At 73.4% G+C, this 24,051-nt stretch carries 25 protein-coding genes and 3 pseudogenes; 16 read left to right on the forward strand and 12 right to left on the reverse strand.

All coding sequences use genetic code 11. The annotated features are described in order from the left end of the window. Nucleotides 1–322 (reverse strand): annotated as a pseudogene (locus tag AB0O67_RS27020) (hypothetical protein); the annotation flags it as partial. A gap of 273 nt (nt 323–595) precedes the next feature. Here AB0O67_RS27020 and AB0O67_RS27025 point away from each other — a divergent pair. Beyond that, complete coding sequence (locus tag AB0O67_RS27025; protein ID WP_365455077.1) at nt 596–2,308, forward strand: hypothetical protein; 1,713 nt, start codon at nt 596–598, stop codon at nt 2,306–2,308. A gap of 37 nt (nt 2,309–2,345) precedes the next feature. Here the strand turns inward: AB0O67_RS27025 and AB0O67_RS27030 are convergent, their stop codons facing one another. After that, a complete protein-coding gene (locus AB0O67_RS27030; RefSeq protein ID WP_365455080.1) occupies nt 2,346–2,801 on the reverse strand; it encodes an NAD(P)H-dependent oxidoreductase in 456 nt (151 codons plus the stop codon). Nucleotides 2,802–2,939: 138 nt separating this feature from the next. Between AB0O67_RS27030 and AB0O67_RS27035 the strand changes: the two genes are divergently transcribed. Together AB0O67_RS27035 and AB0O67_RS27040 are read left to right on the forward strand one after the other, a co-directional pair. Then, nucleotides 2,940–3,632 (forward strand): class I SAM-dependent methyltransferase, encoded by a 693-nt coding sequence (locus tag AB0O67_RS27035; protein ID WP_365455083.1) that lies wholly within the window; start codon nt 2,940–2,942, stop codon nt 3,630–3,632. 84 nt (nt 3,633–3,716) lie between these two features. Then, nucleotides 3,717–4,607: an arginase family protein gene (locus tag AB0O67_RS27040; RefSeq protein WP_365455086.1), complete on the forward strand. Its 891-nt coding sequence runs from the start codon at nt 3,717–3,719 to the stop codon at nt 4,605–4,607. Between the two features lie 24 nt (nt 4,608–4,631). Here AB0O67_RS27040 and AB0O67_RS27045 read toward each other — a convergent pair whose 3' ends face one another. After that, nucleotides 4,632–5,339 carry a type 1 glutamine amidotransferase domain-containing protein gene (locus AB0O67_RS27045; RefSeq protein WP_365455089.1) on the reverse strand — a complete coding sequence of 236 codons (708 nt, stop codon included), beginning with the start codon at nt 5,337–5,339 and terminating at the stop codon, nt 4,632–4,634. Between the two features lie 110 nt (nt 5,340–5,449). On the opposite strand from AB0O67_RS27045, the pseudogene AB0O67_RS27050 reads away from it, so the two are divergent. Further along, nucleotides 5,450–5,734 (forward strand): annotated as a pseudogene (locus AB0O67_RS27050) (alcohol dehydrogenase catalytic domain-containing protein); the annotation flags it as partial. A gap of 57 nt (nt 5,735–5,791) precedes the next feature. Here AB0O67_RS27050 and AB0O67_RS27055 read toward each other — a convergent pair. Then, entirely contained in the window at nt 5,792–6,718 is a 927-nt protein-coding gene (locus AB0O67_RS27055) for a LysR family transcriptional regulator (RefSeq protein ID WP_365455092.1), read from the reverse strand. A 180-nt stretch (nt 6,719–6,898) separates the two neighbouring features. On the opposite strand from AB0O67_RS27055, the gene AB0O67_RS27060 reads away from it, so the two are divergent. From AB0O67_RS27060 to AB0O67_RS27080, 5 genes are all read left to right on the forward strand, one after another. Then, a complete protein-coding gene (locus AB0O67_RS27060) occupies nt 6,899–8,263 on the forward strand; it encodes an FAD-dependent oxidoreductase (RefSeq protein WP_365455095.1) in 1,365 nt (454 codons plus the stop codon). A gap of 126 nt (nt 8,264–8,389) precedes the next feature. Next, a complete protein-coding gene (locus AB0O67_RS27065; protein ID WP_365455098.1) occupies nt 8,390–9,409 on the forward strand; it encodes an NAD-dependent epimerase/dehydratase family protein in 1,020 nt (339 codons plus the stop codon). Between the two features lie 54 nt (nt 9,410–9,463). Next, on the forward strand, nt 9,464–10,174 hold the full coding sequence (locus AB0O67_RS27070) for a glycosyltransferase family 2 protein (protein ID WP_365455101.1): 711 nt from the start codon (nt 9,464–9,466) through the stop codon (nt 10,172–10,174). Beyond that, entirely contained in the window at nt 10,171–10,788 is a 618-nt protein-coding gene (locus AB0O67_RS27075) for a DUF2064 domain-containing protein (RefSeq protein WP_365455104.1), read from the forward strand. Before AB0O67_RS27070 ends, AB0O67_RS27075 begins: the two co-directional genes overlap by 4 nt. Further along, nucleotides 10,785–11,555, forward strand: coding sequence for a class I SAM-dependent methyltransferase (locus tag AB0O67_RS27080; RefSeq protein WP_365455107.1), 771 nt, complete (start codon nt 10,785–10,787; stop codon nt 11,553–11,555). The genes AB0O67_RS27075 and AB0O67_RS27080 overlap by 4 nt, the downstream gene beginning before the upstream one ends. A gap of 328 nt (nt 11,556–11,883) precedes the next feature. Here the strand turns inward: AB0O67_RS27080 and AB0O67_RS27085 are convergent, their stop codons facing one another. Then, nucleotides 11,884–13,119, reverse strand: a complete 1,236-nt coding sequence (locus AB0O67_RS27085; protein ID WP_365455110.1) for a molybdopterin-dependent oxidoreductase — start codon at nt 13,117–13,119, stop codon at nt 11,884–11,886. A gap of 114 nt (nt 13,120–13,233) precedes the next feature. Here AB0O67_RS27085 and AB0O67_RS27090 point away from each other — a divergent pair, with 114 nt between their 5' ends. Then, entirely contained in the window at nt 13,234–14,577 is a 1,344-nt protein-coding gene (locus AB0O67_RS27090) for a hypothetical protein (protein ID WP_365455113.1), read from the forward strand. A 43-nt stretch (nt 14,578–14,620) separates the two neighbouring features. Here AB0O67_RS27090 and AB0O67_RS27095 read toward each other — a convergent pair whose 3' ends face one another. Continuing rightward, the gene (locus AB0O67_RS27095; protein WP_365455116.1) at nt 14,621–15,415 is read right to left on the reverse strand and encodes an SDR family oxidoreductase; all 795 of its coding nucleotides are present in this window, start codon (nt 15,413–15,415) and stop codon (nt 14,621–14,623) included. Between the two features lie 181 nt (nt 15,416–15,596). Here AB0O67_RS27095 and AB0O67_RS27100 point away from each other — a divergent pair, with 181 nt between their 5' ends. From AB0O67_RS27100 to tgmB, 4 genes are all read left to right on the forward strand, one after another. Further along, a complete protein-coding gene (locus AB0O67_RS27100; RefSeq protein WP_365455118.1) occupies nt 15,597–16,778 on the forward strand; it encodes a hypothetical protein in 1,182 nt (393 codons plus the stop codon). 292 nt (nt 16,779–17,070) lie between these two features. Then, entirely contained in the window at nt 17,071–17,385 is a 315-nt protein-coding gene (locus AB0O67_RS27105) for a YkvA family protein (RefSeq protein ID WP_365455120.1), read from the forward strand. Between the two features lie 317 nt (nt 17,386–17,702). Then, entirely contained in the window at nt 17,703–17,894 is a 192-nt protein-coding gene (gene tgmA / locus AB0O67_RS27110; protein WP_365455123.1) for a putative ATP-grasp-modified RiPP, read from the forward strand. 16 nt (nt 17,895–17,910) lie between these two features. Continuing rightward, nucleotides 17,911–18,894 carry an ATP-grasp ribosomal peptide maturase gene (gene tgmB, locus AB0O67_RS27115; RefSeq protein WP_365455126.1) on the forward strand — a complete coding sequence of 328 codons (984 nt, stop codon included), beginning with the start codon at nt 17,911–17,913 and terminating at the stop codon, nt 18,892–18,894. A 21-nt stretch (nt 18,895–18,915) separates the two neighbouring features. On the opposite strand, the gene AB0O67_RS27120 is transcribed toward tgmB, so the two are convergent. The 4 genes and pseudogenes from AB0O67_RS27120 to AB0O67_RS27135 all read right to left on the reverse strand — a co-directional run bounded on the left by AB0O67_RS27120 (nt 18,916) and on the right by AB0O67_RS27135 (nt 20,564). After that, complete coding sequence (locus AB0O67_RS27120) at nt 18,916–19,158, reverse strand: DUF5133 domain-containing protein (protein ID WP_365455129.1); 243 nt, start codon at nt 19,156–19,158, stop codon at nt 18,916–18,918. 136 nt (nt 19,159–19,294) lie between these two features. Next, a pseudogene (locus AB0O67_RS27125) lies at nt 19,295–19,660 on the reverse strand (ATP-binding cassette domain-containing protein); the annotation flags it as partial. Beyond that, the gene (locus AB0O67_RS27130; RefSeq protein ID WP_365455146.1) at nt 19,555–19,890 is read right to left on the reverse strand and encodes a hypothetical protein; all 336 of its coding nucleotides are present in this window, start codon (nt 19,888–19,890) and stop codon (nt 19,555–19,557) included. The pseudogene AB0O67_RS27125 and the gene AB0O67_RS27130, both read right to left, overlap by 106 nt. 134 nt (nt 19,891–20,024) lie before the next feature. Next, complete coding sequence (locus tag AB0O67_RS27135) at nt 20,025–20,564, reverse strand: hypothetical protein (RefSeq protein ID WP_365455132.1); 540 nt, start codon at nt 20,562–20,564, stop codon at nt 20,025–20,027. Nucleotides 20,565–20,773: 209 nt separating this feature from the next. On the opposite strand from AB0O67_RS27135, the gene AB0O67_RS27140 reads away from it, so the two are divergent. Next, nucleotides 20,774–21,004: a DUF397 domain-containing protein gene (locus tag AB0O67_RS27140; protein WP_365455134.1), complete on the forward strand. Its 231-nt coding sequence runs from the start codon at nt 20,774–20,776 to the stop codon at nt 21,002–21,004. A 73-nt stretch (nt 21,005–21,077) separates the two neighbouring features. Beyond that, a complete protein-coding gene (locus tag AB0O67_RS27145; protein ID WP_365455137.1) occupies nt 21,078–21,998 on the forward strand; it encodes a helix-turn-helix transcriptional regulator in 921 nt (306 codons plus the stop codon). Here the strand turns inward: AB0O67_RS27145 and AB0O67_RS27150 are convergent, their stop codons facing one another. Together AB0O67_RS27150 and AB0O67_RS27155 are read right to left on the reverse strand one after the other, a co-directional pair. Beyond that, a complete protein-coding gene (locus AB0O67_RS27150) occupies nt 21,999–22,823 on the reverse strand; it encodes an SAM-dependent methyltransferase (protein WP_365455143.1) in 825 nt (274 codons plus the stop codon). It abuts the gene before it with no gap. Nucleotides 22,824–22,969: 146 nt separating this feature from the next. Continuing rightward, nucleotides 22,970–23,827 carry an aldo/keto reductase gene (locus AB0O67_RS27155; RefSeq protein ID WP_365455140.1) on the reverse strand — a complete coding sequence of 286 codons (858 nt, stop codon included), beginning with the start codon at nt 23,825–23,827 and terminating at the stop codon, nt 22,970–22,972. Nucleotides 23,828–24,051: the final 224 nt, after the last annotated feature.

Consider the following 24,051-nt stretch of genomic DNA (forward strand, 5'->3'; position numbering starts at 1 on the left):
GTCCGGGGTCGGTGAGCAGACAAGCGGCCCAGCTCGCCACCACCTCGTCCACCCAGGTGCGCCAGGCGTAGGTGTCGGGGTCCTCTCCCCCTTGGGCGTCCGCCCCGGTGACCCGGTCGAGCCGGCCGGAGCCGCCGGGGCCCGCCATCGCGACCAGCGCCGCGTCCATCTGCGTCGGATACCGCAGCCACGCCGCGACCGTCACGGCCTGCCGCGCCTGCACCTCGCACAGGGCGGCGGCAAGGGCGCCGCCGGACGCCGGGTAGGCGCGCGTCAGCCACTGGGCGGTCGCCGCTATGAGCGGGGAGAGGTCTGCGAGCACTGCCGAGCCGTCCGAATCCTGGGCGCGAAGACACGTCCGCGTCTTGTACGAGGGGAAGGGTCTGGGCGAAAACGGTAGCCCGGGACCCCCGGCGACGATATGGCCCGGCCCTCATCGCCGACGTGGCCTCGGCCACACGCGGACACCCGGTCGTCACACGCGCGCCTCACCCGGGTGGCGAGGGGTCAGGGAGGCCCCTAGTAATGGTCAGGGACATCGCGTGTCGCGCTTCGGTAGCGCAGGAGCGGCCGCACGACTCCCTTGGAGCCCAGCATGACCACGCGCTCATCGCCACAGCCGAACCCCGCCCACATACTCTTCGGCGCCCCCTCCGCCGCGGGCGAGCCGCCCTCCGCCGTCGCGCCCGTCGCCGGGACTCCGGCGCACAGCCCCCCTGGCGCGGAGCCGCCGGTCCACACGGCCCCTGCCGCGCAGACGCCGGTACACAGCGGCCCTGCCGCGGAGGCGCCCTTGTACCCCGCGCCCGCCGCGGAGGCACCTCTCTATCCGCCGCCCGCCGCGGACGCACCTGTGTACCGCACCCCGGCCGCGGACACACCTGTGTACCGCGCCCCCCTCGCGGAGCCGCCGGTGCACAGCGCCCCCGTGGCCCGGGCACCGGTCCACAGCGCCCCCGTGACGGAGCCGCCGCCGGCCTACAACCCCCCTGTCGCGGAGCCGCCCGTCCACAGCGCCCCCGTCGCTCAGGCACCGATCCACAGCGCCCCCGTCATGGAGCCGCCGGCCTACAGCCCTCCGACCGCCGAGGCGCCGGTCCACGGCGCCCCGCACGGCGAGTCGCCCGCCCGTCCCGCCCCGGCCGCCGAGACGGCGTACGTCGTCGGCGCGGCACTCGGCCACGACGCGACCGCGCTCCTCGAAGCCGCCGGCCCACTGGACGAGACGGCTCTCCAGTCCCCGACGGCAGCTGACGCCGGACCACCGGATCGCGCGCAGGCACCACCGCCGCTGAACCCGGTCGGTGACCTCGTCCACGCCGCCGTCAGCGATCGGCCGCTGGAGGAGATCGTGCGGCTGGTCACGCTGATGGAGCAGTCCCCCGAGTACGCCCAGACCGTCACCGCGGTGCTGCGTGCGGTCGCGCTGGACCGGCCCGTCGAGGACGTGGCCCGCCTCATCGCCCAGTTGACCCACCCGCCGCGCCACGCGGACAGCGCGGACGAGACCATCCGGGTGGCGGTCGCGAGGCGGTCCGTCGACGACGTTTCCCGCCTGATGGCCCTGTTGCACCAGACCTCGCTGCCGCCGCACTGCGGACAGGAGGCGGTCCGCGCGGCCGCCATCGGGCGGCCCATAGAGGAACTGGTCGAGCTGATCGGCCGGCTGGGCCAGGAGCGGCAGCGCGAGGCGCTGGCCGCGGCGGCCGCCCTGCGCCCGCTCTCCGAGATGGCCGCCGCGGCGCGGCCGCCCGCGGACCCGCCCGCCGTCCCGGAACCGGCGTTCGTGGACCCGCCCGCCGCACCGGACCCGCAGGAGGTGGCGCCGCCACGTACGGGGCGGCCTCCGCGGATGCGGCGTACGCGTCGCACGGCGGAGCCCAAGCGGCAGGTCTTCTGGCCTAGTTGGATCGCCGCCGCGGCCCTCGTCGTGTGCGCCGCGGCGTACTTCCCGCTGCACCGGGACGACGCGCCGCTCGGCGTCTACGCGCTCACGCTCGGGATGTCCGGGGTGTGCCTCGTCATCGCCGTCCTGCTGGCGGTGCGCGCCAGTGTCCCGGCACTGCTGGCGGGGATGCTGATGCCGGCGGGGCTGGCGGGGGCCGGGCTGCTGGAGGGCCGGGTCCATTCGGCGGGCCTGTCACGGGCCCTGGACCTCACGGTGGCCCCGCCCTGGAGCGCCGGTCTCACGGCGGTGAGCGCGTCGCTGGCCTCGCTCGCGGCCCTGCTCCTGCTGCTGATGGTCCAGCTGGCCGAGCGGTATCCGGCACCTCGTCCGACGGCCGGGGCCGGCCGGACGGCGGAATGACGCCGACGCCGGCCGGGGCTGTCGCGGGCGGCCCCGGCTACGGCGTCATGAGCCCGGCGGCGACCGTCGCCCCCAGTTCCCAGCAGCGCTCGATGTCGGCCCGGTCCGGCTCGCCGGTCACGGTGACCGCCTCGGCGGCGCGCCGCCAGCCGAGGCCGGTGGTGACCGTCTCGATGCCGCGCACCGCGCCCGTGACGTCGCTGCCGCCGTGCACGTAGTAGCTGAAGGGCCGGCCGCGCGTCTCGTCCAGGCACGGGTAGTAGACCTGGTCGAAGAAGTGCTTGAGGGCACCGGACATGTAGCCGAGGTTCGCCGGCGTGCCCAGCAGATAGCCGTCGGCGGCCAGCACGTCGGACACGGTGGCGGACAGCGCCGCCCGGCGCTCCACCCGGACGTCCTCGATCTCCGGCGTCGTCGCTCCGGAGATCACCGCTTCCAGCAGGGCCTGGCAGTTGGGCGAGGGCGTGTGATGCACGATCAGCAAAGTGGTCACGCCCGCACCCTTCCGTGATCCCCCGCCCGGCCGCAAACCGCCGCCACCCGGCTCCCGGGCCCCGTCGCCTGCTCCGGCGTCACGCCCGCGGCATGGGCGCCCTGCACGCCGTGACCCCGTTGTGACCCCGGCCCCTGAATGGAACGATGCCCGGCATCAGCCGTGACGAAGGGAAGCATCGTGACCGACGGGGATCACCGGCCGCGCGCCGCCACTGTGTTCGACGCGATCGGCGTGGCGTACGAGACGGCGTTCGCGGGCTCCGAGGCGCACCGGGCGTCGCTGGAGTGGCTGCTCGGGCAGCTCGCGCCCGGCAGCCGGGTGCTGGACGTCGGCAGCGGGACCGGACGGCCCACGGCACGGACGCTCGCCGACGCGGGCCACGACGTCCTCGGCGTCGATGTCTCGCCCGTGATGGTGGACCTGGCCGCCCGGCGGGTGCCGGGCGCCGCCTTCCGGTGCGCCGACATCCGCGAGATGCCCCTGCCGGACGGCTCGTTCGACGCGGTGTGCGTGTACTTCTCCCTGCTCCAGCTGTCCCGCGCGGAGCAGTCCGCCCTGGTCGGGCGGCTGGTGCGGGCGGTGCGGCCCGGCGGACACGTGGTGCTCGCCACCGTGCCGCTGGACGTGGAGGACGTCGAGGCCGTCTTCATGGGGCAACCCGTACAGGTCACGAGCTTCGGCAGCGAGGAGTTCGCCGCGCTGGCGGACGGCGCGGGGCTGAAGGTGCTCCGGCAGGAGCACACGGTCTTCACTCCCGCGCATCCGCAGGCGATCCCCGAGCCGCACCTGTTCCTGTACTGCCGACGCGACGGGGACCCGGCCGCCTGACAGGGCGCGGATCTCGTTTCTGCGCGACGATGAGCCACAGGGACGAGGGGCCGTGGCACCGCCCATCGGCGAAGGGACTGTGACGTGCGGGAACTGGCGATCATCGAGGCGCCGTCCGTCCTGGGGCTGCGGCCGTGCGGTGTGGAGGATCTCCCGGCGGCCCTGTTCGCCGCCGGGCTGCTGGACGTCCCGGGCGCGGTGCGGGCCGGCCGGGTCGAACCGCCCCCGTACGACGAGCGGCGCGACCCCGAGACCGGCGTGCTCAACAGCACCGGCATCGCGCAGTACTCCATGCGGCTCGCCGACGCGCTCGGCGCCGTGCTCGACTCGGGACGCTTTCCCGTAGTGCTCGGCGGCGACTGCAGCATCCTGCTCGGCAACCTGCTCGCCCTGAAGCGGCGGGGCCGCCACGGCCTGCTGTTCCTCGACGGGCACACCGACTTCTACCAGCCGGCGGCGGAACCGGCGGGCGAGGCCGCGTCGATGGACCTCGCCCTGGTCACGGGCCGCGGGCCCCGTGTCCTCACCGACCTCGGGGGCCGCGGGCCCCTGGTGCGCGACGAGGACGTGGTCGTCCTCGGCTACCGCGACGCCATGGAGTCCGCCGAGTTCGGCATGCAGCCGCTGCCGCCCGAGCTGTACGCCCTGGACCTCGACGGGGTGCGTGCCGTCGGCGCCGCCACGGCCGCGCGCCAGGCGATGGAACGGTTCTCCCGCGTGCCCGGCGGCTACTGGGTGCACCTCGACGTCGACGTCCTCGACGACGCGATCATGCCGGCCGTCGACTACCGCCAGCCCGGCGGGCTGACGTGGCTGGAGCTGGAGGACGTGCTGAGCACGGCCCTGGCCGACGAACGGGCCGTCGGCCTGGATGTCACTATCTTCAACCCGCGGCTGGACCCCGACGGGAGCATCGCCGTCGACCTGAGCGAGTGCCTGCGCCACGGGCTGTCGGCCCGCCCGACGGCAGGATGACGGCCCGTGGCGGCGAGGCCCGGTTCAGCTCTCGCCGAGAAGCTTGAGGACGGCCTCGGCGGTCGCCGTGCTGGACTGCGGGTTCTGGCCGGTGACGAGGTTGCCGTCCACCACGACCGTGTTGCTCCACGCGGGGCCGGTCTCGACCACGGCGCCACGCTCGCGCAGCCTGCTCTCCAGGAAGTAGGGCACGTTGTCACCCAGCCCGCCCTGGCGCTCCTCGTCGTCGCTGAACGCGGTCAGCGCGCGCCCGGCGAAGGTGAGGACGCCGTCCTGACGCTCCGCGCTGAGCAGCCCGGCGACACCGTGGCACAGCGCCGCCACCGTCCGGCCCGCCGCGTCCGCCTCGTTGAGCAGCCGGCCGAGGTCGGTGTCGCTCGTGAGGTCGGCCATGGGGGCGTGGCCGCCGGGGAGGTAGACGGCGTCGTAGTCGTCGAGCCGTACGTCGGACAGGGCGAGGGGTGCGGCCAGCTGGTCGGCGATGCCGTCGAGGTAGGTGCGGAACCGCTGGGCGTCGGCCTTCGGCACGCCGCCGCGCTCGTCGAGGCTGAGGGCGTCGACGGTGGGGCGTACGCCGCCCGGCGTGGCGAGCGAGACCTGGACGCCGGCCGCGGTCAGCACCTGGTGGGAAGCGGCGACCTCCTCGGCCCAGTAGCCGGTGGGGTGGGTGGAGCCGTCGGCGAGCCGCATGCTGTCCGCGCCCGAGACGACCATCAGAATCTTCTTCGACATGCTTCAAGCGTCCATCAGGCAATCTCGAAGTGCACCCCTAGAGCCATAAGAAGAGTTATCGCCTGGGCTTGCGCGCCGGAACGGCGTGAGCTAATGCGCCTCCGAGGCCTTTGAGGGTCCGGGATCTGCCGAAACCCGGTCCCGGCCAGGCCCTGGTGCGGGTCGAGGCCAGCGGCGTGACCTTCGCCGAGCAGCAGATGCGGCGCGGCAAGTACTACGACATGCCGAAGTTCCCGTTCGTGCCCGGCTACGACCTCGTCGGCGTCGTCGAGGAGCTCGGTTCCCCGGAGTCCGGCCCGGTGGCCGTGGGGCAGTGTGTCGCCGCCCTGACCAAGACCGGCGGCTGGGCGGACCACGTCCTCCTGGACGCGGCGGACCTGGTGCCGGTCACCGAGTCCGGCACCGTCGTGGGCAAGGTCGTGATCGCCCCCGGCGCGGGGCTGGAGTGAGGCTCACAGCGTGTTCCACCGGCGGGCGGCCTGCTGGAGGCGGTCGCGGAGCACGGTCACGGCGGGGTCCGCGGGGGCGCCCCGCCGTACCGCCAGGTACAGCGTGTTGAGCGGCGCGACCTCGGGATGGTGCAGCTGCGCGACCTCCCCCGAGGCCAGGGCCGGCGCGGCGATGTAACGGGGCAGGACGGAGATCCCGGTGCCCGCGGCCACCGCCGCCAGGACGGATCTCAGGTCGGGGACGACCATCGCCACCCGGTTCGCCGGGCGGCGGCCGAACTCGCTGCGCCAGTAGCGGCGCACGACGGGCAGTTCCTCGGCGTACGCGACCAGTGGCAGATGGGCGAGCGCCGCCGCGGGTTCGGCCCGCAGCCGCTCGGCGTCGACGGTGTGGGCGAGCGCGGGCGGGGCGACCAGGACGAACTCCTCGTCCACCAATGGCGCCGCGAGCAGGCCCGGCCGGGAGGGCCGTACCGCCGAGACGACGAGGTCGAGCCGGCCGTCCGCCAGCTGGGACAGCAGGTCGTCGGCGAGTCCATGGGTCACCCGGACGGTCACGCCGCGGCCGGTCAGCTCGGCCAGCACCGGCAGCACCCGCAGGGTCATCACCTCGGCCGGTCCGCCGACGTGCACCGTGCCGTGCAGAGGCGGCTCCGCGCCGGACGGGCGCAGGGCCTCCCGCAGGCCGTCCACGTGGACGCCGACGCGGGACGCGAGAGCGGCTGCCCGCTGCGTGGGCGTGACGCCCTTGTGGCTGCGGACGAACAGCGGCTCGCCGATCTGCTCCTCCAGCCGCGCGAGTTGCCCGGTGACGGCCGGCTGGCTCACCCCGAGCCGCTGGGCGGCGGCGGACAGCGAGCCCGACCGGTAGATCTCCAGGAACGTCGAGAGCAGATCGAGGGGCGGCAAGCCGCCGCGGGGTTCGTTCACGGCCACAGGCAGAAGGAAAGCACCGCCGCGGGTGGCGTGCTCGCAGACTCCTCGGGCAACTTATGGATCCCATAAGGTGGAGTTATGAGCTCATAGAGAGGACCCGCGTACCAAGTTAGGCTTGCCTTAGCTTAGGCTTCCCGTCGAGTCGCATCATCATCGCTCGAAGGGAACCTGATCATGACGCGCCCGCTGCGGGTAGCCATCGTCGGAGCCGGCCCGGCCGGGATCTACGCCGCCGACGCCCTGCTCAAGTCCGACGTGGCCGCCGAACCCGGCGTGTCCATCGACCTCTTCGAGCGGATGCCGGCGCCGTTCGGCCTCATCCGCTACGGCGTCGCTCCGGACCACCCCCGCATCAAGGGCATCATCACGGCCCTCCACCAGGTCCTCGACAAGCCGCAGATACGGCTCTTCGGCAACGTCGACTACCCGGCCGACATCAGCCTGGACGACCTGCGCTCGTTCTACGACGCCGTGATCTTCTCCACCGGCGCGACGGCCGACCGCGCGATGTCGATCCCGGGCATCGAGCTGGACGGCTCGTACGGCGCCGCCGACTTCGTGTCCTGGTACGACGGCCACCCGGACGTGCCGCGCAGCTGGCCGCTGGAAGCCGAGAAGGTCGCCGTCCTCGGTGTCGGCAACGTGGCCCTCGACGTGGCGCGCATCCTCGCCAAGACCGCGCAGGAGCTGCTGCCGACGGAGATCCCGCCGAACGTGCACGACGGTCTGAAGGCCAACCGGGCCAAGGAGATCCACGTCTTCGGCCGCCGCGGCCCGGCACAGGCGAAGTTCAGCCCGATGGAGCTGCGCGAGCTGGACCACTCCCCCACCATCGAGGTCATCGTGGACCCCGAGGACATCGACTACGACGAGGGCTCCATCGAGACCCGGCGTGGCAACAAGCAGGCCGACATGGTCGCCAAGACGCTGGAGAAGTGGGCGATCCGCGACGTCGGCGACCGGCCGCACAAGCTGTTCCTGCACTTCTTCGAGTCGCCGAGCGAGATCCTGGGCGAGGACGGCAAGGTCGTCGGCCTGCGCACCGAGCGCACCGAGCTGGACGGCACCGGCAACGTCAAGGGCACCGGCACCTTCACCGACTGGGACGTCACGGCGGTCTACCGGGCCGTCGGCTATCTCTCCGACAAGCTGCCCAAGCTGCCCTGGGACATCGACTCGGGCACGGTCCCCGACGAGGGCGGCCGCGTCATCGAGGAGGGCGGCACGCACCTCCAGTCGGTGTACGTCACCGGCTGGATCCGGCGCGGCCCGGTCGGCCTCATCGGTCACACCAAGGGCGACGCCAACGAGACGGTGTCCAACCTGCTGGACGACTTCGCCCAAGGCCGGCTGCACGCCCCTTCCGCACCGGCCCCCGAGGCCGTCGACGCCTTCCTGGCCGAGCGCAACGTCCGGTTCACCACGTGGGACGGCTGGTACCGGCTGGACGCCGCCGAGAAGGCGCTGGGCGAGCCGCAGGGCCGCGAGCGGGTGAAGCTCGTCGAGCGCGAGGACATGCTCAGGGAGAGCGGCGCGTAAGCGCTCCGCGAACCAGGCGGTGAGGGGCCCGGCGACTGTCCGCCGGGCCCCTCGGCGTCTTACGGACCTGTGACATGACGGGCGCGGTGCGGCTCCGCGCCCCGTGCGCCGACCTAGCGTGTGGCCATGCGCGTACTGATCACCGGCGGTGCCGGATTCATCGGGTCCCATGTGGTCGAGGCACTCTCGGCGGCCGGGCACGAACCCGTCGTGTACGACCTGCGCGAGGACGCCCGCTCGGACGTACGGGACCTCGATGCCGTGCGCCGTGCCCTGTCCGGCGTCGACGCCGTCTCGCACCAGGCGGCGATGGTGGGGCTGGGCACGGGGTTCGCCGACGCACCCGAGTACGTCTCCCGCAACGACCTCGGCACGGCCGTGCTGCTCACCGCCATGGCCGAGGGGGGCGTACGGCGCCTGGTGCTGGCGGGGTCGATGGTGGTGTACGGGGAGGGGCGTTACCGCTGCGCCCGGCACGGCGTGGTGCGGCCCGGCCCACGGGCGGTCGCCGACCTGACGGCGGGGCGCTTCGAGCCCTCGTGCCCCGACTGCGGCGCCGCGCTGGAGCCCGGCCTGGTCGGTGAGGACGCGCCGGCCGACCCGCGCAACGTGTACGCGACGACGAAGCTCGCCCAGGAGCACCTGGCGGCGGCGTGGGCGCGGGCCACGGGCGGCTCGGCGGTGTCGTTGCGCTACCACAACGTGTACGGGCCCCGGATGCCCCGCGACACGCCGTATGCCGGGGTGGCTTCCTTCTTCCGTTCCGCGCTCGCCCGGGGCGAGGCCCCGCGCGTGTTCGAGGACGGGCGGCAGCGACGGGACTTCGTGCACGTACGGGACGTGGCGGCGGCCAACGTGGCCGCGCTGGAGGCGGGTTCGGCGCCCGGCGCGCTCACGGCGTACAACACCGGCAGCGGTGAGCCGCACACGGTCGGGGAGATGGCGCGGGCGCTGGCCGACGCGTACGGCGGGCCGGAGCCCGTGGTCACCGGGGAGTACCGGCTGGGGGACGTCCGCCACATCACCGCCGACTCCACGCGGCTCCGCTCCGAGCTGGGCTGGCAGCCCGCGGTCGGATTCGGAGACGGAATGGGGGAGTTCGCGCGGGACGGGCTGAGCGCCCAGCAGGGCCCGGCACTCCCCTGACGTCCGTGTCACGTAAGCAACGCAAGCCCGAAATGCCCGCTTTCCATTCGTAGGGTGAAAGCCGTGACAACCCCTCCCCCACCCCCGCCCGTCGATGTCGTCCTCCCCTGTCTCAACGAGGCCGACGCCCTCCCCTGGGTACTGGAACGCATCCCCGCCGGATGGCGCGCCCTCGTCGTCGACAACGGTTCCACCGACGGCTCGGCGGACGTCGCCCGCGCGCTCGGCGCCACCGTCGTCCAGGAGCCGCGCCGCGGCTTCGGCGCCGCGTGCCACGCGGGGCTCACCGCCGCGACCGCCGGCATCGTGTGCTTCTGCGACTGCGACGCCTCGCTCGACCCGTCCCTCCTCGTCCCGTTCGTGGCGGAGGTGCGGTCCGGTGAGTCCGATCTGGTCCTGGGCCGCCGCCGACCGCGCGGGCGCGACGCCTGGCCCCCCCACGCGCGCGTCGGCAACGCCGCGCTGGCGGTGCTGCTGCACCGGCGCACCGGGCTGCGGCTGCACGACCTGGGTCCGCTGCGGGCCGCACGGCGTGAGGCGCTGCTCGCCCTCGGGCTGACCGACCGGCGCAGCGGCTATCCGCTCCAGATGGTCGTGCGCGCCGCCGACGCGGGCTGGCGCGTCGCCGAGCACGACGTGCCGTATCTGCCCCGCACCGGCGCGTCCAAGGTCACCGGTACCTGGCGCGGCACCTGGCAGGCGGTACGGGACATGCGCCGCGTGCTGGCCGAGCGGCCCTCCGTGCTGGACGGCAGCCCCCGATGACCACCCTGCTCGTCATCGCCAAGGAGCCGCGCCCCGGCCGCGTCAAGACGCGGCTCACGCCGCCCTTCACGCCCGCCGAGGCGGCCGCGCTGGCCGAGGCGGCCCTGGTGGACACCCTGCGCACGGTGGCCGCGGCACCGGCCCGCCGCCGGGTGCTGGTGCTGGACGGCCGTCCCGGCCTTTGGCTGCCGCCGGGATTCGACGTCGTACCGCAGTGCGCGGGCGGGTTGGACGAGCGGCTGGCGGCGGCCTTCGCCGGGTGCGACGGGCCGGCGCTGCTGATCGGGATGGACACGCCGCAGGTGACGCCAAAGCTGCTGACCGTGGACTTCGCCGGGTGTGACGCGTACTTCGGCCCGGCCGAGGACGGGGGCTTCTGGGCGCTGGGGCTCGCCGAGCCCGCGCCCGAGCTGCTGCGCGGCGTCCCGATGTCCACGCCGCGGACCGGCGCCGTCCAGCGCGAGCGGCTCGCCGGTGCGGGGCTGCGGGTGCGGGAGCTGCCCCGGCTGCGGGACGTCGACACGGCCGTCGACGTGGAGGCGGTGGCCGCTCTGGCGCCGCACGGCCGGTTCGCCGCCGAACTGGCCCGGCTGCGGGCGGCCACCGGCCGATGAGTGCCCCCTACGAGACGACGCGCCCCGGGCGGCTGATGCCCTGGACCGCCGACGACCCCTATGCGCGCGCCCTGCGCACCGGACGCGGCCCGCTCTTCCTGCGTCGCAGCGACGGCTGGCTGCTGCCGCTGGACGTGGAGCGCTGGTGCGCCCGCCCGGACGATGCCGACCGCACCGTGCTGGCCCGCTGCGAAGGCGCCGTGCTCGACGTCGGCTGTGGTCCCGGCCGGCTGGTCGCCGAACTCGCCGCCCGGGGCCGCCTGGCGCTCGGTGTCGACGTCAGCGAGGCCGCCGTCGCGCACACCGCGCGGCTCGGCGGCCGGGCCCTGCACCGCTCGGTCTTCCAGCCGCTGCCGGGCGAACGCCGGTGGGGCACCGCCCTGCTGATCGACGGCAACCTCGGCATCGGCGGCGACCCGCACGCCCTGCTCGACCGGCTGGCCAGGCTGCTCGCGCCCGGTGGTGTGGTGATCGCCGAGACGGTCGCGGTGGACATCGACGAGCGCGTCCAGGTCCGTGTCACCGACGGGCAGGGCATGGCGGGCGCCCCGTTCCCGTGGGCCCGCCTCGGCACCCCGGCGCTGCTGCGGCACGCGCGCGTACTGTGCCTCGCCGTGGAAGGTCAGTGGTCGGCGGGCGGCCGCTGCTTCGTGGCCCTGCGCACCCGCAGCGCCAGCAGCAGCGCCGAGCCGCCGAACAGGACGGCGGTGATCAGCAGCCAGCGGGCCAGGAACCCGTCCGCCGACAGCCCGGCGGCCAGCCGGTAGCGCGCGTCCATCTGGCCACTGATCAGCGGGAACCACACGAGCAGCAGCAGCCCGGACAGGACCGCGGGGACCCGGACGTACGACACCCACTCCCGCCGCCGTGCCGCGCCCAGCGCGCCCGTGAGCCCCCGGTCCGCCGCCGTGTACAGCGGCAGCAGCACCAGGTCGTGCACGAGGGCCGCGCCCACGAACCAGAGCACGACCCCGAGCCAGTCGCCGGCGAGCAGCCGTACCCCCGCGTACCCGGCGAGCGCGAACGAGCAGGCCAGGAGCAGGATCTGGAAGGGGCTGCCGACGAGGAGGCGGGGCCGGGTGAGGGTGGGGCGCATCAGAGGTCTCCGAATGTCATCCGTGCCACCCACTTGGTGTTCAGCACACCCGGCGCGGCGGGCACGATGATCCGGGCGGGGTAGCCGTGGTCGAGGGTCAGGGGCTCGCCGTTGACGTCCAGAGCGAGCAGGGAGCGCGGGTCGGCCACCTGGTTGGCGCGCAGCGCGGCCCGGCGGAAGGCGCCGCGCTGTTGCAGCGACTCCACCAGGACGTCGCCCGGGTCGTCGTACCCGGCCAGGGCGGCGAGATCCCGCAGCCGTACGCCGCGCCACCACTGGTCGGACGTGGACCAGCCCTCCACGCAGGCGATGGGCAGCGCGGCACTGTGCAGCGGCAGGCGCAGCAGTTCCTCCCGGCTGAGCCGGACGACGCCGCCCCGGCCCGTGACGACCAGCCGCCAGCTGTCGCCGGCCGTCTCCCGGGTGCCGATCGCGGCGTACGCGGCCGTCTTGTTGATCTGGAAGCCGCCGGGTCCGCTGCCCGGCTCCGGTCCCCCGTGCGGCACGAGGAGGGCCGTCTGGCGCAGCGGGCCGTCGAAGCTGCGGCCCGCGGACGTGGCGAACAGCAGCAGCGAGGCCCCTCCGACCAGCCCGAACGCGCCCCGCCGGGACACCGTGGGCTCGGCGGGCGACGGTGGGACCAGGTCGTTGTCCTCGGCTCTCGCGGCGCGCAGCCCGCGCAGATTGCGCAGGGCCGTCGGCAGCTTCAGGGCGGCGTGCGCGACGAACGCGGCGAAGAAGACCCAGGCGCCGTAGAAGTGCAGCGTGTAGAACGAGCCGGGAAAGATGTAGTCCAGCTGGACGTTGAGCACGCCGGTCGTGAACTGGAACAGGGCGCCCCCGACCAGCAGGAGCAGCGAGAGCCGCTCCAGCGCGTGCGCCAGCGACCGGGCCGGCGGGAGGATGAAGAGCCTCGGCACGACCGACCACAGCTTGGCCAGCAGGACGGGGACCAGGGTGATCCCGAGGGTGACGTGGACGCCCTGGTTGAGCCGGTACAGCCAGTGCGGGTTCGTCGGCCAGGAGAACAGGTAGAAGCCGAGGATCCCCTTGTCCGGGGTCATGTCGTTCACCGGCGACAGGTTCGGGTTGTAGGCGGCGTACGACAGCAGTCCGGTCACGAACAGCACCGTGATGCCGACGAGCAGGACGATCCCGAGCACGGCGGTGAAGTGGGGGCCGCGCAGGGGGCTGCGCCAGAAACCGGGCGAGGAGGGGAGCCGTAGATCGCGCATGTCCTGACGTTAGGCCGCACCCCGTACGGAAAGGCGATCGCGACCCATGACGAAATGCTGACGCCGGGGCGCCGGACACCCTCGCCGGGCCGGTGGCGGCCTAGCGTCCTGCGTGTGATCCGCTCCTCTCATCTCCGTGACCTGGCCGCCGCTCTGGCCGCCGTGCTGCTCTTCGTGGCGGCGGTGCTGGTCGGCCGCCACATCGAGGACACCGACGGCACGCTGTTCGTCAACTGGCCCCCGCTGCTCGCCTCCTGGGGCCCGCACGCGGGACCCGGCACCCCGGCCGCCGTGGTGGTCGCGGTCGCGGTGGTGGTGTACGGGCCCGCGCTCGCCGCCCGGCTGCCGTGGCGCGCGCTGCTCGCGGTGACCTGCGGCACCGCGATGGCGTGGACGTGGTCGCTGGCCCTGGTCGACGGCTGGCACCGGGGCGTCGCCGCACGGCTGACCACGCGGTACGAGTACCTCCAGGTCATCGACCGCTTCCACGACATCCCGGCGGCCCTGCGGCACTTCACCGAGTACATCGTGATCCACGGCCCCGACCACTGGCCCGCGCACGTCGCCGGCCATCCGCCGGCGGCCACCCTCACCTTCGTCCTGCTCGACCGGATCGGGCTGGGCGGCGGCGCCTGGGCGGGCGTCTGGTGCATCACGGTGGGTGCCACCGCGGTGGTGGCCGTGCTGGTGACGGTGCGGGCCCTGGCCGCGGAGGGGCTCGCGCGGCGTGCGGCGCCGTTTCTCGCGCTGGCGCCGGGCGCGGTGTGGATGGGGACGTCGGCCGACGGGTACTTCACGGCGGTCGCCGCGTGGGCGGTCGCCCTCTTCGCGCTGGCGCTGACGGGACGGCGGCCGCGCGCCGCCGCGTTCGGGGCGGGACTGCTGTTCGGGCTGACCTGCTACCTGTCGTACGGGCTGACGTTGATGGGGGTCGTCGGGCTGGCGGTGCTGGTCCTCGGGCGGAACCGGCGGGCGGTGTGGTTGCCGCTGGCGGCCGGGGTGATCGTGGTGCCGCTGGTCTTCACCCTCGCCGGGTTCGACTACTGGGAGGCGTACCACCTGCTCGTGGAGCGCTACAACCAGGGCGCCGGGGGCGTGCGGCCGTACTGGTACTGGGTGTGGGCGAATCCCGCTTGCACCGTGCTGGTGGTGGGGCCGGCGACGGTGGCGGGGCTGGTGCGCGCGTGCGGGGCGCCGGCGCGGCGGCGCGGGGGCGGAGGCGGAAGCCCGCTGCGCCGGCCGGAGTCGCGTCTCGCCGTGCTTCTGCTCGCCGCGCTCGTCGCTGCGATCGCCGCCGATCTGTCCGGGATGAGCAAGGCGGAGACGGAGCGGATCTGGCTGCCGTTCGCCCTCTGGCTGCTCGCCGCCGGTGCCTACCTGCCCCGCCCCCGCGGCTGGCTCGTGGCGCAGGCCACGGTCGCGTTGCTCGTCAACCACCTGCTGTGGACGGGCTGGTGAGCGACGGACGGCCCTGGAGGCCCTGCGGCGAGGCCGAGAAGCCCTACGGCAGGATCGAGTCCACGTATCCCCCGTCGACCCGGACGGCCCCGCCCGTCGTGGCGGACGCCAGGGGTGAGCTCAGGTAGACGACCAGGTTGGCGATCTCCTCGGGCTTGATCAGCCGCTGGAGCAGTGACTGCGGGCGGTGGTTCCGCATGAAGGTTCGCTGGGCCTCGTCCCAGGGCAGCTCGCGGTCGACCAGCTGGTAGACGAAGTCCTCGACGCCCTCGGTGTGGGTGGGGCCGGCGATGACGGAGTTGACGGTGACGCCGCTGCCCGCCGCCTCCTTCGCGAACCCGCGGCTCACGGCGAGCAGCGCGGTCTTCGACATCCCGTAGTGGATCATCTCGGTCGGGATGACGACGGCCGAGTCGCTCGCGATGTTCAGCACCCGGCCCCAGCCCTGGTCGGTCATCCGGGGCAGGTACGAGCGGATCAGCCGGACCGCCGACAGGACGTTGATGTCGAAGTAGCGGCGCCACTCGTCGTCGGTGATCTCCAGGGCGGGGGTGGGGCCGAAGATGCCCAGGTTGTTGACCAGGATGTCGACGTCGGGCAGGGCGTCCACGGCCTGGGCGGCGCCCTCCTCGGTGCCCAGGTCGGCGGCGACGGCCACGAAGTCGCCGTCCGGTGCCTCGGCCCGCAGTTTCCCGACACTCCTTTCGAGGCGTTCCGCGTCACGTCCGTTGACGCCCACGCGGGCGCCGGCGCGGGCCAGGCCCGTCGCGATCGCCGCTCCGATGCCCTGGGAGGAGCCTGTCACCAGTGCGGTCCGCCCGCCGAGGTCCACGTTCACAGGGGTCACTCCTTCTCGGTTCGCCGCCGTAGAGTCGGCCGATGTCCTCCTGCCCACCATCGCCGACCTTGCACGTGACCGCAGGTGGACCGCCGACTCGCCGGGTGACCCCCAGGTGACCGGGGCGGTCCGCGGCGACGATACTGGCACCCGCACCCCGCCCCCGTTCTCAGATGGACACATGCCGACCTCCACCTCCGACCGTCCGATGACTCCCCCCACGGTGTGGCTGGCCCGCGGCCGCCACGCCGGGCCCGCCGCGGAGGACGTGCTCCGGCGGCATGTGCAGCAGCTCAAGGAGAGCGGGGTGATCCGCGACTGGCTGGAGCTCCCCGAGACCGAGGGCGCGCCGGAGCGGGTCTTCGAGGCGCGCTGGGAGGCCGGTGAGGAGGTGACCGTCCGGGCCAGACTGTCGTTGGCGCCCGACCCCGCGGAGGGACGCCCGTGGGTGCTGGCGGCGGAGGCCGAGGCGCCGTGGGATCCGCGCTGGCCGTCGCCGGTGACGATGTTCTGGCCGGACGATCCTGACGTGGCCTGGGACCACGAGGGGGAGACCGGCGCCGGGCTGCGGCTGCGGGACATCAACCCGCTGCCGCCGGACGACAAGGAGCTGCGGCGCGTCCTCAGGGGCGCCGCGCGCGGCGGATGGGCCGTCCACTTCGTCGTGCACGAGGCCATGACGCCCGACGGGCGCGGCAGGCGGCCGCTCGCCCGGCTGCTGCCGCCGGGGCTGCGGCACCGCGTGGTGGAGCACCGGGCGGCACCGCACCAGCTGCGTTCCGTGAACTGGGCGCTGCGGGAGTTCGGGGTCCAGGTGCCACGCGGCGGCGCCGTGGTGCTGCCCGGCGCGCCGGCCCCGCAGGGGTACGACGGTGACGACTTCGCCGTACGGAGTGTCTTCCTGGACGGCTCGGAGCCGGCCGAGCTGCTCGCGGCGGTGAGCCGGTTCGCCGCCTCGCCGCGACCGCTGCCGGACGGGGCCGAGGAGGTGCTGACCGCGTTGCGGGAGGACTGGCACCTGCTGACCCTGGAGGAGGAGCTGGCGCGCGAGCGGGCGCTGGTGAAGATGTACGCCGAGGCGCTGGAGGCCATGACACGGTCCCGGGACCTGTACCGGGAGGCCGCCGAGCGCGCCCACGAGGCCCTGGCCGTCCACCGCGAGTCGGCCGCCGCCCAGCCGGAGCCACCGGTCCGCGAGCCGCAGCGGGAGGCGCCCGCCGCGTCCCCGCTCCAGCAGCTGACCCGCACCCTGGAACGCTTCAAGGGCGGCGGGCGGGCCCGGCGCCCGGCGGCCGGGGCACGGGGCGAGACCGGCCCGGGTGGCGGGGGCGCGGAGAACGGCGCCGACGGCCCGCGCGCCTGAACCGCGGGAACCACCGGCGCCCTGCTGCCCGCACAGCCGCAGGGCGCCGCCGTGCCCCCTCCCGCAGGGCGCGCACGACGGCGGCCGTCGCCACCTGGACGACGTGCCGCACCTCGGGCGACCGCCCCGGCCACCCCGTTTCTCGCGGGCCCGGACGCCGGCCCTGGCACAGCCGTACCCGGCAGGGGTGTGCCGAGCGGCACAAACGCCCCCAACGGAGGCAATACAGGAGCCGTATCAGGGAATCCAAGAAGGGCACGCGCGTAGCGGTGCACCGGACCTAGGAGGGCCCGTGGATTCCACGACAGCAGTGCTCGCCGTCGTCGCCGTGGCCGCGGCGCTCCTGCTCGCCGCGGCCGTGGCGCTGCTGGTACGGCTGATCCGGGCCCGGCGCGGACTGCGGCGGGCCGGACTGCCGACGGGGCCACGCTGGGTGTTCTGGGGCGCCGTCCTGTATTTCGTACTGCCGACCGATCTGCTGCCCGATCCGGTGTATCTGGACGACATCGGCGTACTCCTGCTCGCTCTGCGCACCTTGCGCGCCCCCCTGGCGGGGCGGGCGCACCGCACGCCTGCCGAGGCCGCCCGGCCCGGCGATCCCGCCTGACGTTTCCGGACGGATCACCGCACTCCGCACCACCGCCCCTCGGGCGCCGACCGAGCCACGCGCCCCCGCGACCGCCGCGACGCGCCCCACCGCCACTCCGTCTGCGCGGCCCTCGACCCCACGACCAGTCAACCGACCGACTCCGTCGGCCGTCTCAGGTTCAGAGCGACCAACTCGCCCGCGATCACGGAGCGTAAGGAAACCAACCACCCGTTCGATTCGTATAAGTCCATGGAAGCCCCGGACATCGAGCGGAAGACGCCACCACACACGCCAGGCCGACGGCCTGACCGGGGCAGCACCCAGAGGGAGAGACGATGCAACCGTTCGCGCTCAACTACGCACGCCCGGCGGCGGAGTTGGACGTCGCCACGCCGTACGCGTACGACTCCGGCCTGCAGTTGAACGTACTGTTCGACGGGCGGATCGCCGCCACGGACCTCGCGCTGCTCAGAGAGCTGGCGACGACGACCTCCACCGCCGGCTCGAAGACGCACTTCGACGACTGACCCCGGACCGTCGACGATGACCGTACTGATCCTGACCAACGACGAGGACGTCACGGCGGACATGGTGGTGGTCCACCTGAACACGTCCGGGGTTCCGGTGGTCCGCCTCGATCCCGCCGATCTGATCGGTGGTGCCGCCCTGTCGGGCGAGTATGTGCACGGCACGTTCCGCGGACACCTGTGGTCCGCGGGCCGGCTGGTGAGCATGGACGGACTGCGGTCCGTGTGGGTGCGCCGGCCGGGGGCTCCGGCCACGCGGGTGGCCGAGCCGTCCGCGTGGCTGACGGAGGAGTCCTCGCAAGCGCTGTACGGCATGCTGCGCAGCTCCGGCACGCGCTGGATGAACCACCCGGACGCGGCCCGCCGGGCCCGGCACAAGCCCTGGCAGCTGCGGCTCGCCCAACGCTGCGGGCTGCCGGTGCCGGCGACGCTGATCACGACGTTCCCGCAGGCCGCGCGGGACTTCGCCGAGCGCTTCCCCGATCTGGTCGTCAAGCCCGTCTCGGGCGCGCATCCGCAGGAGCCACCGAGAGCGGTGCCGACCAGCCGGGTGGCGCCGGACGCGGACTTCGCCGCGGTCGCGTTCGGCCCGACGCTGCTGCAACGGCGGATCGCCAAGCGGGGAGACATCCGGCTCACCGTGGTCGGCGACCGGCTGCTGGCCGCCCGCCGGCCGACCGCGCCCGACGCCGATCCGGACGAGGTGGACGTCCGCTTCGCCACGGACCGGACGCCCTGGGAGCACACCGAGGTGCCGCCGCGGGTCGCCGAGGGGGTGCTGGCGTATCTGCGGGACGCGGAACTGGCCTATGGTGCCTTCGACTTCGCCGAGGACGGGGACGGGACGTGGTGGTTCCTGGAGTGCAACCAGTCCGGGCAGTTCGGCTTCATCGAGGCCGACACGGGCCTGCCGATCGCCCGGTCCATCGCCGAGTGGCTGGCGAGACCCGCCGCCGGCGAGCGGCGGCGGGTCAACGGCACCACCACGACAGTGCTGTAAGGGCGCTGCGCCGCCTGCGCGTCAGACGGCCAGCGACAATCCGCTCTCCCCGTCCGGGTCGGTGGGGCGCCCGCTCGTGAGCAGGGCGTCCGCCTTGGCGATCGCGTCATGGATGCTCGCCGTGCCCATCATCACGCACAGCGTGTAGCTGACGTCCTCCAACTCCCGTGCGGCCGTCGACGTCTCACTCTCCGCCTGGGCGATGCGCAGGGATGCGTACCTCGTCAGCAACTTCCTGACGACCTTCGGGTCCGGAACAAGCACGGGGCGCCCCTCTCTCGACTTCTGCGCACCGTATGCCCGGAGGGGGCCGGACCATTCGCCTCTCCCGGCCCCGGACACCCATTTGACGCAATACCGTTGCCTACCGGGACAGCCCCACCTGTCCGCGGTTCACCTCTCAGGCCACCTGGCCGCTGTGCAGCGCCGCGTACGCGCCGCCCTTGCGCAGCAGTTCCGCGTGGCTTCCGGCCTCCTGGATCCGGCCGTCCGCCATGACCACGATCCGGTCCGCGCCGCGCACGGTGGACAGCCGGTGCGCCACCACGAACGTGGTGCGGCCCCGCAGCAGACGGGCGAGCGCCTGCTGGACCAGGGCCTCGGAGCGGGTGTCCAGCGCCGAGGTCGCCTCGTCCAGTACGAGCACCCTGGGGTCGCGGATCAAGGCACGGGCGATGGCGAGGCGCTGTCGTTGACCGCCGGACAGCCGTGCCCCGCGCTCGCCGACCAGGGTGTCGAGCCCCTGCGGCAGCGCGTCGACGAACTCCTGATCCCGGTGCTCGTCCAGAGTCTGCCGACGGGACCGTGCTGGACGACGGTGTCGATGATCGACGCGGTGATCAGCGGCAGCAGCCAGATCGGGCTGTGCTTGACCGTGAAGACGCCGACGGCGGCGGCGAGTCGCCCGCGGTCGGCCTGGAACAGGTAGGCGAGGGTGCGTACGGGGTGTTCGCCCCGGTAGCGATGGTCGAGCGGTTGCTCCATCGACGACGCCATCCGCGGTGTCCTCTCCGTTGGCCGGGTGGGTGCGGCGGAGGCGAGCGCGAAAGCGCTTGCTCGCCGCATCCGGCCAGGGGTACACCAGGGGGCGGGTCGACGACGGGGACGTCCGGAGCGTGAGACCCGGGCAGCTACTCGCCGAGGGTGCGGGCCAGTTCGGCGGAGGCGCCGGCGACCTCCGCGTCCTCCTCGGCCATCAGCTGCCCGAGGACACCCCGGCGGGCGTGGACGGCGCGGCGGGCGGCGCGCTCCCAGACCACGTGGTTCTCCCGGTGGTTGAGCAGCTTGGGGTAGGCCGTGGCGGTGTGCTCCCACTGCCGGGCGTCGGCGATGTTCCTGAGCAGCTGGATGATCCGGGGCCGGCAGGTCACCTCGGGCAGCTGGGCGAGCTCCCACAGGAACGGCACGGTCGCGGCCGTGGCCTGCTCCACCACGAAGCCGTACTGGCAGATGCGATCCCGCAGTTCGTCGAGCGCGCGGCCCGCGGAGCCCGGGCCGCCCCAGGCGATGGTGTTGAGCAGCAGCGGGATCGCGGCCGCGGAGCCCGTGGAGTCACGGATGTCCCGCCAGGGCACCTCGCCCAGCGCCCGGAGCGGCGTCGCTCCGCCGCTCGGCCGCGTCTCGCGGTCGGTGCGCTCGTGGCTCTGTTGTCCCGTCGAAGCGGTGCGCATGGCGTGGGGCCTTTCCGCAGCGGTCGTGTCGGACGGGGAGGCAGGCCTGCCGACCTGCTCTTTTCCCTGAGGCAGCGTCAAGAGACGGCGTCTCCCGGCGGGTTGACGCCACGGCTATTATCCACGCTGTCAGCGCCCGCGTGCAATTGCACGAGAAATTGCGCGAGAATCGGGTAGAGACACAGCACCGTGAACCGAGGGAGGTCGTGATGTCGGTGATGCCGAACGGAGTGCGGGCGAGTGCGCTGGACGCCCGCTGGACCAAGAGCCGGCACAGCAACGCCGAGGGCAACTGCGTCGAGGTGGCCGCGCTGATGGACGGCGGTGTCGCGCTGCGCAACTCGCGTGACCCCGACGGCCCCGCGCTCGTGTACACGGTGGCCGAGCTGGCGGCGTTTCTGGCCGGCGCCAAGGACGGTGAGTTCGACCACCTGGTGTGAGGGCTACGCCTGCTGCGGACCGGCGAAGTGCGGTAGCGTGAGGGCTACTTCTGCCGGTCCGCAGGGAGCCACGATGTCCGCCGAGTCACAGCGCATCTCTCGTCTCCGACCCTATCTCGACCGTGCGGAGCCTGCTCCGACCCTGTTGAAGATGCTGGTCGGCGTGCAGTTGGCGGGCTTCCGCGAGGACGCCGGGCTCGCCCAGGACCAGGCCGCGCGCGCCCTGGGTTTCAGCCCGGCGAAGCTGTCGCGCATCGAGTCCGGCAAGGGCCGCAAGCCTCCGACCGAGCCGGATGTCCTGGCGCTGCTGAACCTGTACGGCGCGGACGAGTACGAGGCGTCGGTGCTGCTCCAGTTGCTGCGGCGGGCCGGGGAACCGGGTTGGTGGCAGCGGTACGACAAGCGGCTGATGCCCGAGTGGTTCGACCGGCTGGTGGGCCTGCAGGAGGCGGCCGCCTCGATCCGTACCTTCGAGATCCAGTACGTGCCGGGGCTGCTCCAGACCCCGGACTACGCCCGGGCGGTGGTGGAGCGCGGGCTTCCCATCGCGTCGCCGCACGAGGTCCGGCGCCGCGTGGAACTGCGCGCCCGGCGGACCGAGTTGCTGACCCGGCCGGACGCACCCCAGCTGTGGGCGATCATCGACGAGTCGGTGCTGCTGCGCGTGCTCGGCAGCCGGGCGGTGATGCGTGAGCAGCTCGCGCACCTGGTCGACATGGCCCAGCAGCCGCATGTGACCGTGCAGATCGTGCCGCTGGACGTGACCAAGGCGTCGGCGCCGTCGATCCCGATCACCTATCTCCGCTTCGACGGCCTCGACCTGCCGGACGTCGTCTACCTGGAGCACATCAGGAGCGCGAACTTCCTGGAGGACCGGGACGAGACGGAGGAGTACCGCGTCGCCCTGGACCGGCTGGCCGACGAGGCACTCACCCCGCGAGCGTCGCTGGCGCTGCTCCAGGAGACGATGGAGCAGCGCTACGCGCGGGACTGACTAGGCGCCCGGAACACGGGCGACGCCGCCGAACTCGATCCACTCGTGGCTGAGCTGACGCGGTGCCACCTCGGAGTCCGGGCGCCAGGTGGACACCTCCACCAGGCCCGGCTCCAGGATCTCCAGGCCCTCGAAGAGCATGGCGACGTCCTTCTCCTCACGGACCCGGCCCCAGTGTCCCTGCGTCGCCTGGTCCATGAAGTCGGTGACGAACTCGCGGACCTCGGGGTCCTCGCTGACCAGCTGGCACATCAGCACGAAGCTGCCGGGGGCCAGCCGCTCGATCACACGCCGGGCCACGGCCTGCGGGCCGTCGGTGTCGCTGTCCGGGATGCAGTGGAAGACCGAGTTGAACAACACGGCGACCGGCTGGGAGAAGTCGATCAGGCGCTGGGTGTCGGGGTGCGAGAAGATCGCGTCCGTCTCCCGCATGTCGGCGTGGATCACGCAGGTGCGCTCGTCCTGCTCCAGCAGCGCGCGGCCGTGCACCAGGACCATCGGGTCGTTGTCGACGTAGACGACGTGTGCGGTGGGGTCGTACTGCTGGGCGACCTGGTGGACGTTGTCCTGGGTGGGCAGGCCGGAGCCGTGGTCCAGGAACTGGCGGATGCCGTGCTCGGCCGCGAGTGTACGGACCACGCGCTGCAGGAAACGGCGGTTGTTGACGGCGAGCCGGCGGGTGCTGGGGACGACCTTGTCGAGTTCCTCGCAGGCTGCGCGGTCTGCGGCGTAGTTGTCCTTGCCGCCGAGGTAGTAGTCGTACATCCGGGCGGCCGTCGGGACGCCGGCGTCGATCTCCTTGGACAGCGGCTTGTCGGTGTGCATCGATCCCCCTGCTCTCGCGCCGAGCACCAACTCGGCTGGCATGACAGGGAGTACATCCTAGGGATGTGGTGACGGCCCGTGCCAGCCCAAGTGCAAAACACGGCGCTGTCCGGGCGCGGATCCGGAACCGACCCGCGCCCGGGGGCTCAGGCGGCGTCGAGCTCTGCGAGTTCCCCGGCGGTGAGGACGAGGTCCGGGGCGGCGGCGGAGTCGCGCGCGGTCTCCGGGCGGCTGGCACCCGGGATGGGGACGACGACGGGCGACTTGGCGAGCATCCAGGCCAGGCACACGCGCTGCGGACTGACGCCGTGCGCCTTCGCGACGCGGGCGAACGGGGCGTGCGCGGAGCCCAGTTCGCCGGCCCGGGAGATGCCTCCGAGAGGGCTCCATGGGAGGAAGGCGATGCCGAGTTCGTCGCACAGTCGCAGCTCGGGCTCGCTGGAGCGGAACGCCGGGGAGAACTGGTTCTGCACGGAGACCAGGCGACCGTCGAGGATGTCCTGGGCCAGCTTGATCTGGTCCGGGTTCGCGTTGGAGATGCCGGCCATCCGGATCTTGCCCTCGTCCAGCAGGTCGCGGATCGCGCCGACGGACTCCTCGTACGGCACCCGGGGGTCGGGGCGGTGGAGCTGGTAGAGGCCGATCGCCTCCACACCGAGCCGGCGCAGCGAGGCCTCGCAGGCCGCCTTGAGGTGGGCCGGGCTGCCGTCGAGGGTCCAGCTGCCGTCGCCGGGGCGCAGATGGCCGCCCTTGGTCGCGACGAGGACGTCGGCGCCCCGGTCGTGGGCGGCGAGGGCCTTGGCGATCAGGGCCTCGTTGTGACCCACCTCGTCGGCGTGCAGGTGGTAGGCGTCGGCGGTGTCGATCAGCGTGACGCCCGCGTCCAGGGCGGCGTGCACGGCGGCGAGGGATCGCGCCTCGTCGGGCCGCCCCTCGATCGACATGGGCATCGCGCCCAGACCGATCGCGCCGACCTCTACGTCACCGATGCGGCGAGTGTGCATGGGTTCTTGACCTCTCTCGGCTGTCGCGCGGTACCGATGGCCCGGGCCGTCGCTCGGGGCGCCGGACCTGAACCAGCCTGGCTGGCGGGGACACGGGAGGTCCAATAGAGGAAAGCGAACGGATTCAGTGCCGGCGGTGCTGAATGGGCGCGGCCGGCCCGGCCGGTGGGAGCGGGCCGGCCCGGCCGGCATGAGCCGACAGGCTCCGCTGACGTGAGCCGGCC

Origin of the sequence: Streptomyces sp. NPDC086077, assembly GCF_040686175.1 — a bacterium.
Classification (GTDB): domain Bacteria; phylum Actinomycetota; class Actinomycetes; order Streptomycetales; family Streptomycetaceae; genus Streptomyces.

Excerpts from the sequence above, each read along its gene's own strand:
- AB0O67_RS27025 (WP_365455077.1), top strand. The coding sequence starts at position 596 with ATGACCACGCGCTCATCGCCACAGCCGAACCCCGCCCACATACTCTTC.
- AB0O67_RS27035 (WP_365455083.1), top strand. The coding sequence starts at position 2,940 with ATGGAACGATGCCCGGCATCAGCCGTGACGAAGGGAAGCATCGTGACC.
- AB0O67_RS27045 (WP_365455089.1), bottom strand. The coding sequence starts at position 5,339 with ATGTCGAAGAAGATTCTGATGGTCGTCTCGGGCGCGGACAGCATGCGG.
- AB0O67_RS27060 (WP_365455095.1), top strand. The coding sequence starts at position 6,899 with ATGACGCGCCCGCTGCGGGTAGCCATCGTCGGAGCCGGCCCGGCCGGG.
- AB0O67_RS27065 (WP_365455098.1), top strand. The coding sequence starts at position 8,390 with ATGCGCGTACTGATCACCGGCGGTGCCGGATTCATCGGGTCCCATGTG.
- AB0O67_RS27075 (WP_365455104.1), top strand. The coding sequence starts at position 10,171 with ATGACCACCCTGCTCGTCATCGCCAAGGAGCCGCGCCCCGGCCGCGTC.
- AB0O67_RS27080 (WP_365455107.1), top strand. The coding sequence starts at position 10,785 with ATGAGTGCCCCCTACGAGACGACGCGCCCCGGGCGGCTGATGCCCTGG.
- AB0O67_RS27085 (WP_365455110.1), bottom strand. The coding sequence starts at position 13,119 with ATGCGCGATCTACGGCTCCCCTCCTCGCCCGGTTTCTGGCGCAGCCCC.
- AB0O67_RS27100 (WP_365455118.1), top strand. The coding sequence starts at position 15,597 with ATGCCGACCTCCACCTCCGACCGTCCGATGACTCCCCCCACGGTGTGG.
- tgmA (WP_365455123.1), top strand. The coding sequence starts at position 17,703 with ATGCAACCGTTCGCGCTCAACTACGCACGCCCGGCGGCGGAGTTGGAC.
- tgmB (WP_365455126.1), top strand. The coding sequence starts at position 17,911 with ATGACCGTACTGATCCTGACCAACGACGAGGACGTCACGGCGGACATG.
- AB0O67_RS27130 (WP_365455146.1), bottom strand. The coding sequence starts at position 19,890 with ATGGCGTCGTCGATGGAGCAACCGCTCGACCATCGCTACCGGGGCGAA.
- AB0O67_RS27135 (WP_365455132.1), bottom strand. The coding sequence starts at position 20,564 with ATGCGCACCGCTTCGACGGGACAACAGAGCCACGAGCGCACCGACCGC.
- AB0O67_RS27140 (WP_365455134.1), top strand. The coding sequence starts at position 20,774 with ATGTCGGTGATGCCGAACGGAGTGCGGGCGAGTGCGCTGGACGCCCGC.
- AB0O67_RS27145 (WP_365455137.1), top strand. The coding sequence starts at position 21,078 with ATGTCCGCCGAGTCACAGCGCATCTCTCGTCTCCGACCCTATCTCGAC.
- AB0O67_RS27150 (WP_365455143.1), bottom strand. The coding sequence starts at position 22,823 with ATGCACACCGACAAGCCGCTGTCCAAGGAGATCGACGCCGGCGTCCCG.
- AB0O67_RS27155 (WP_365455140.1), bottom strand. The coding sequence starts at position 23,827 with ATGCACACTCGCCGCATCGGTGACGTAGAGGTCGGCGCGATCGGTCTG.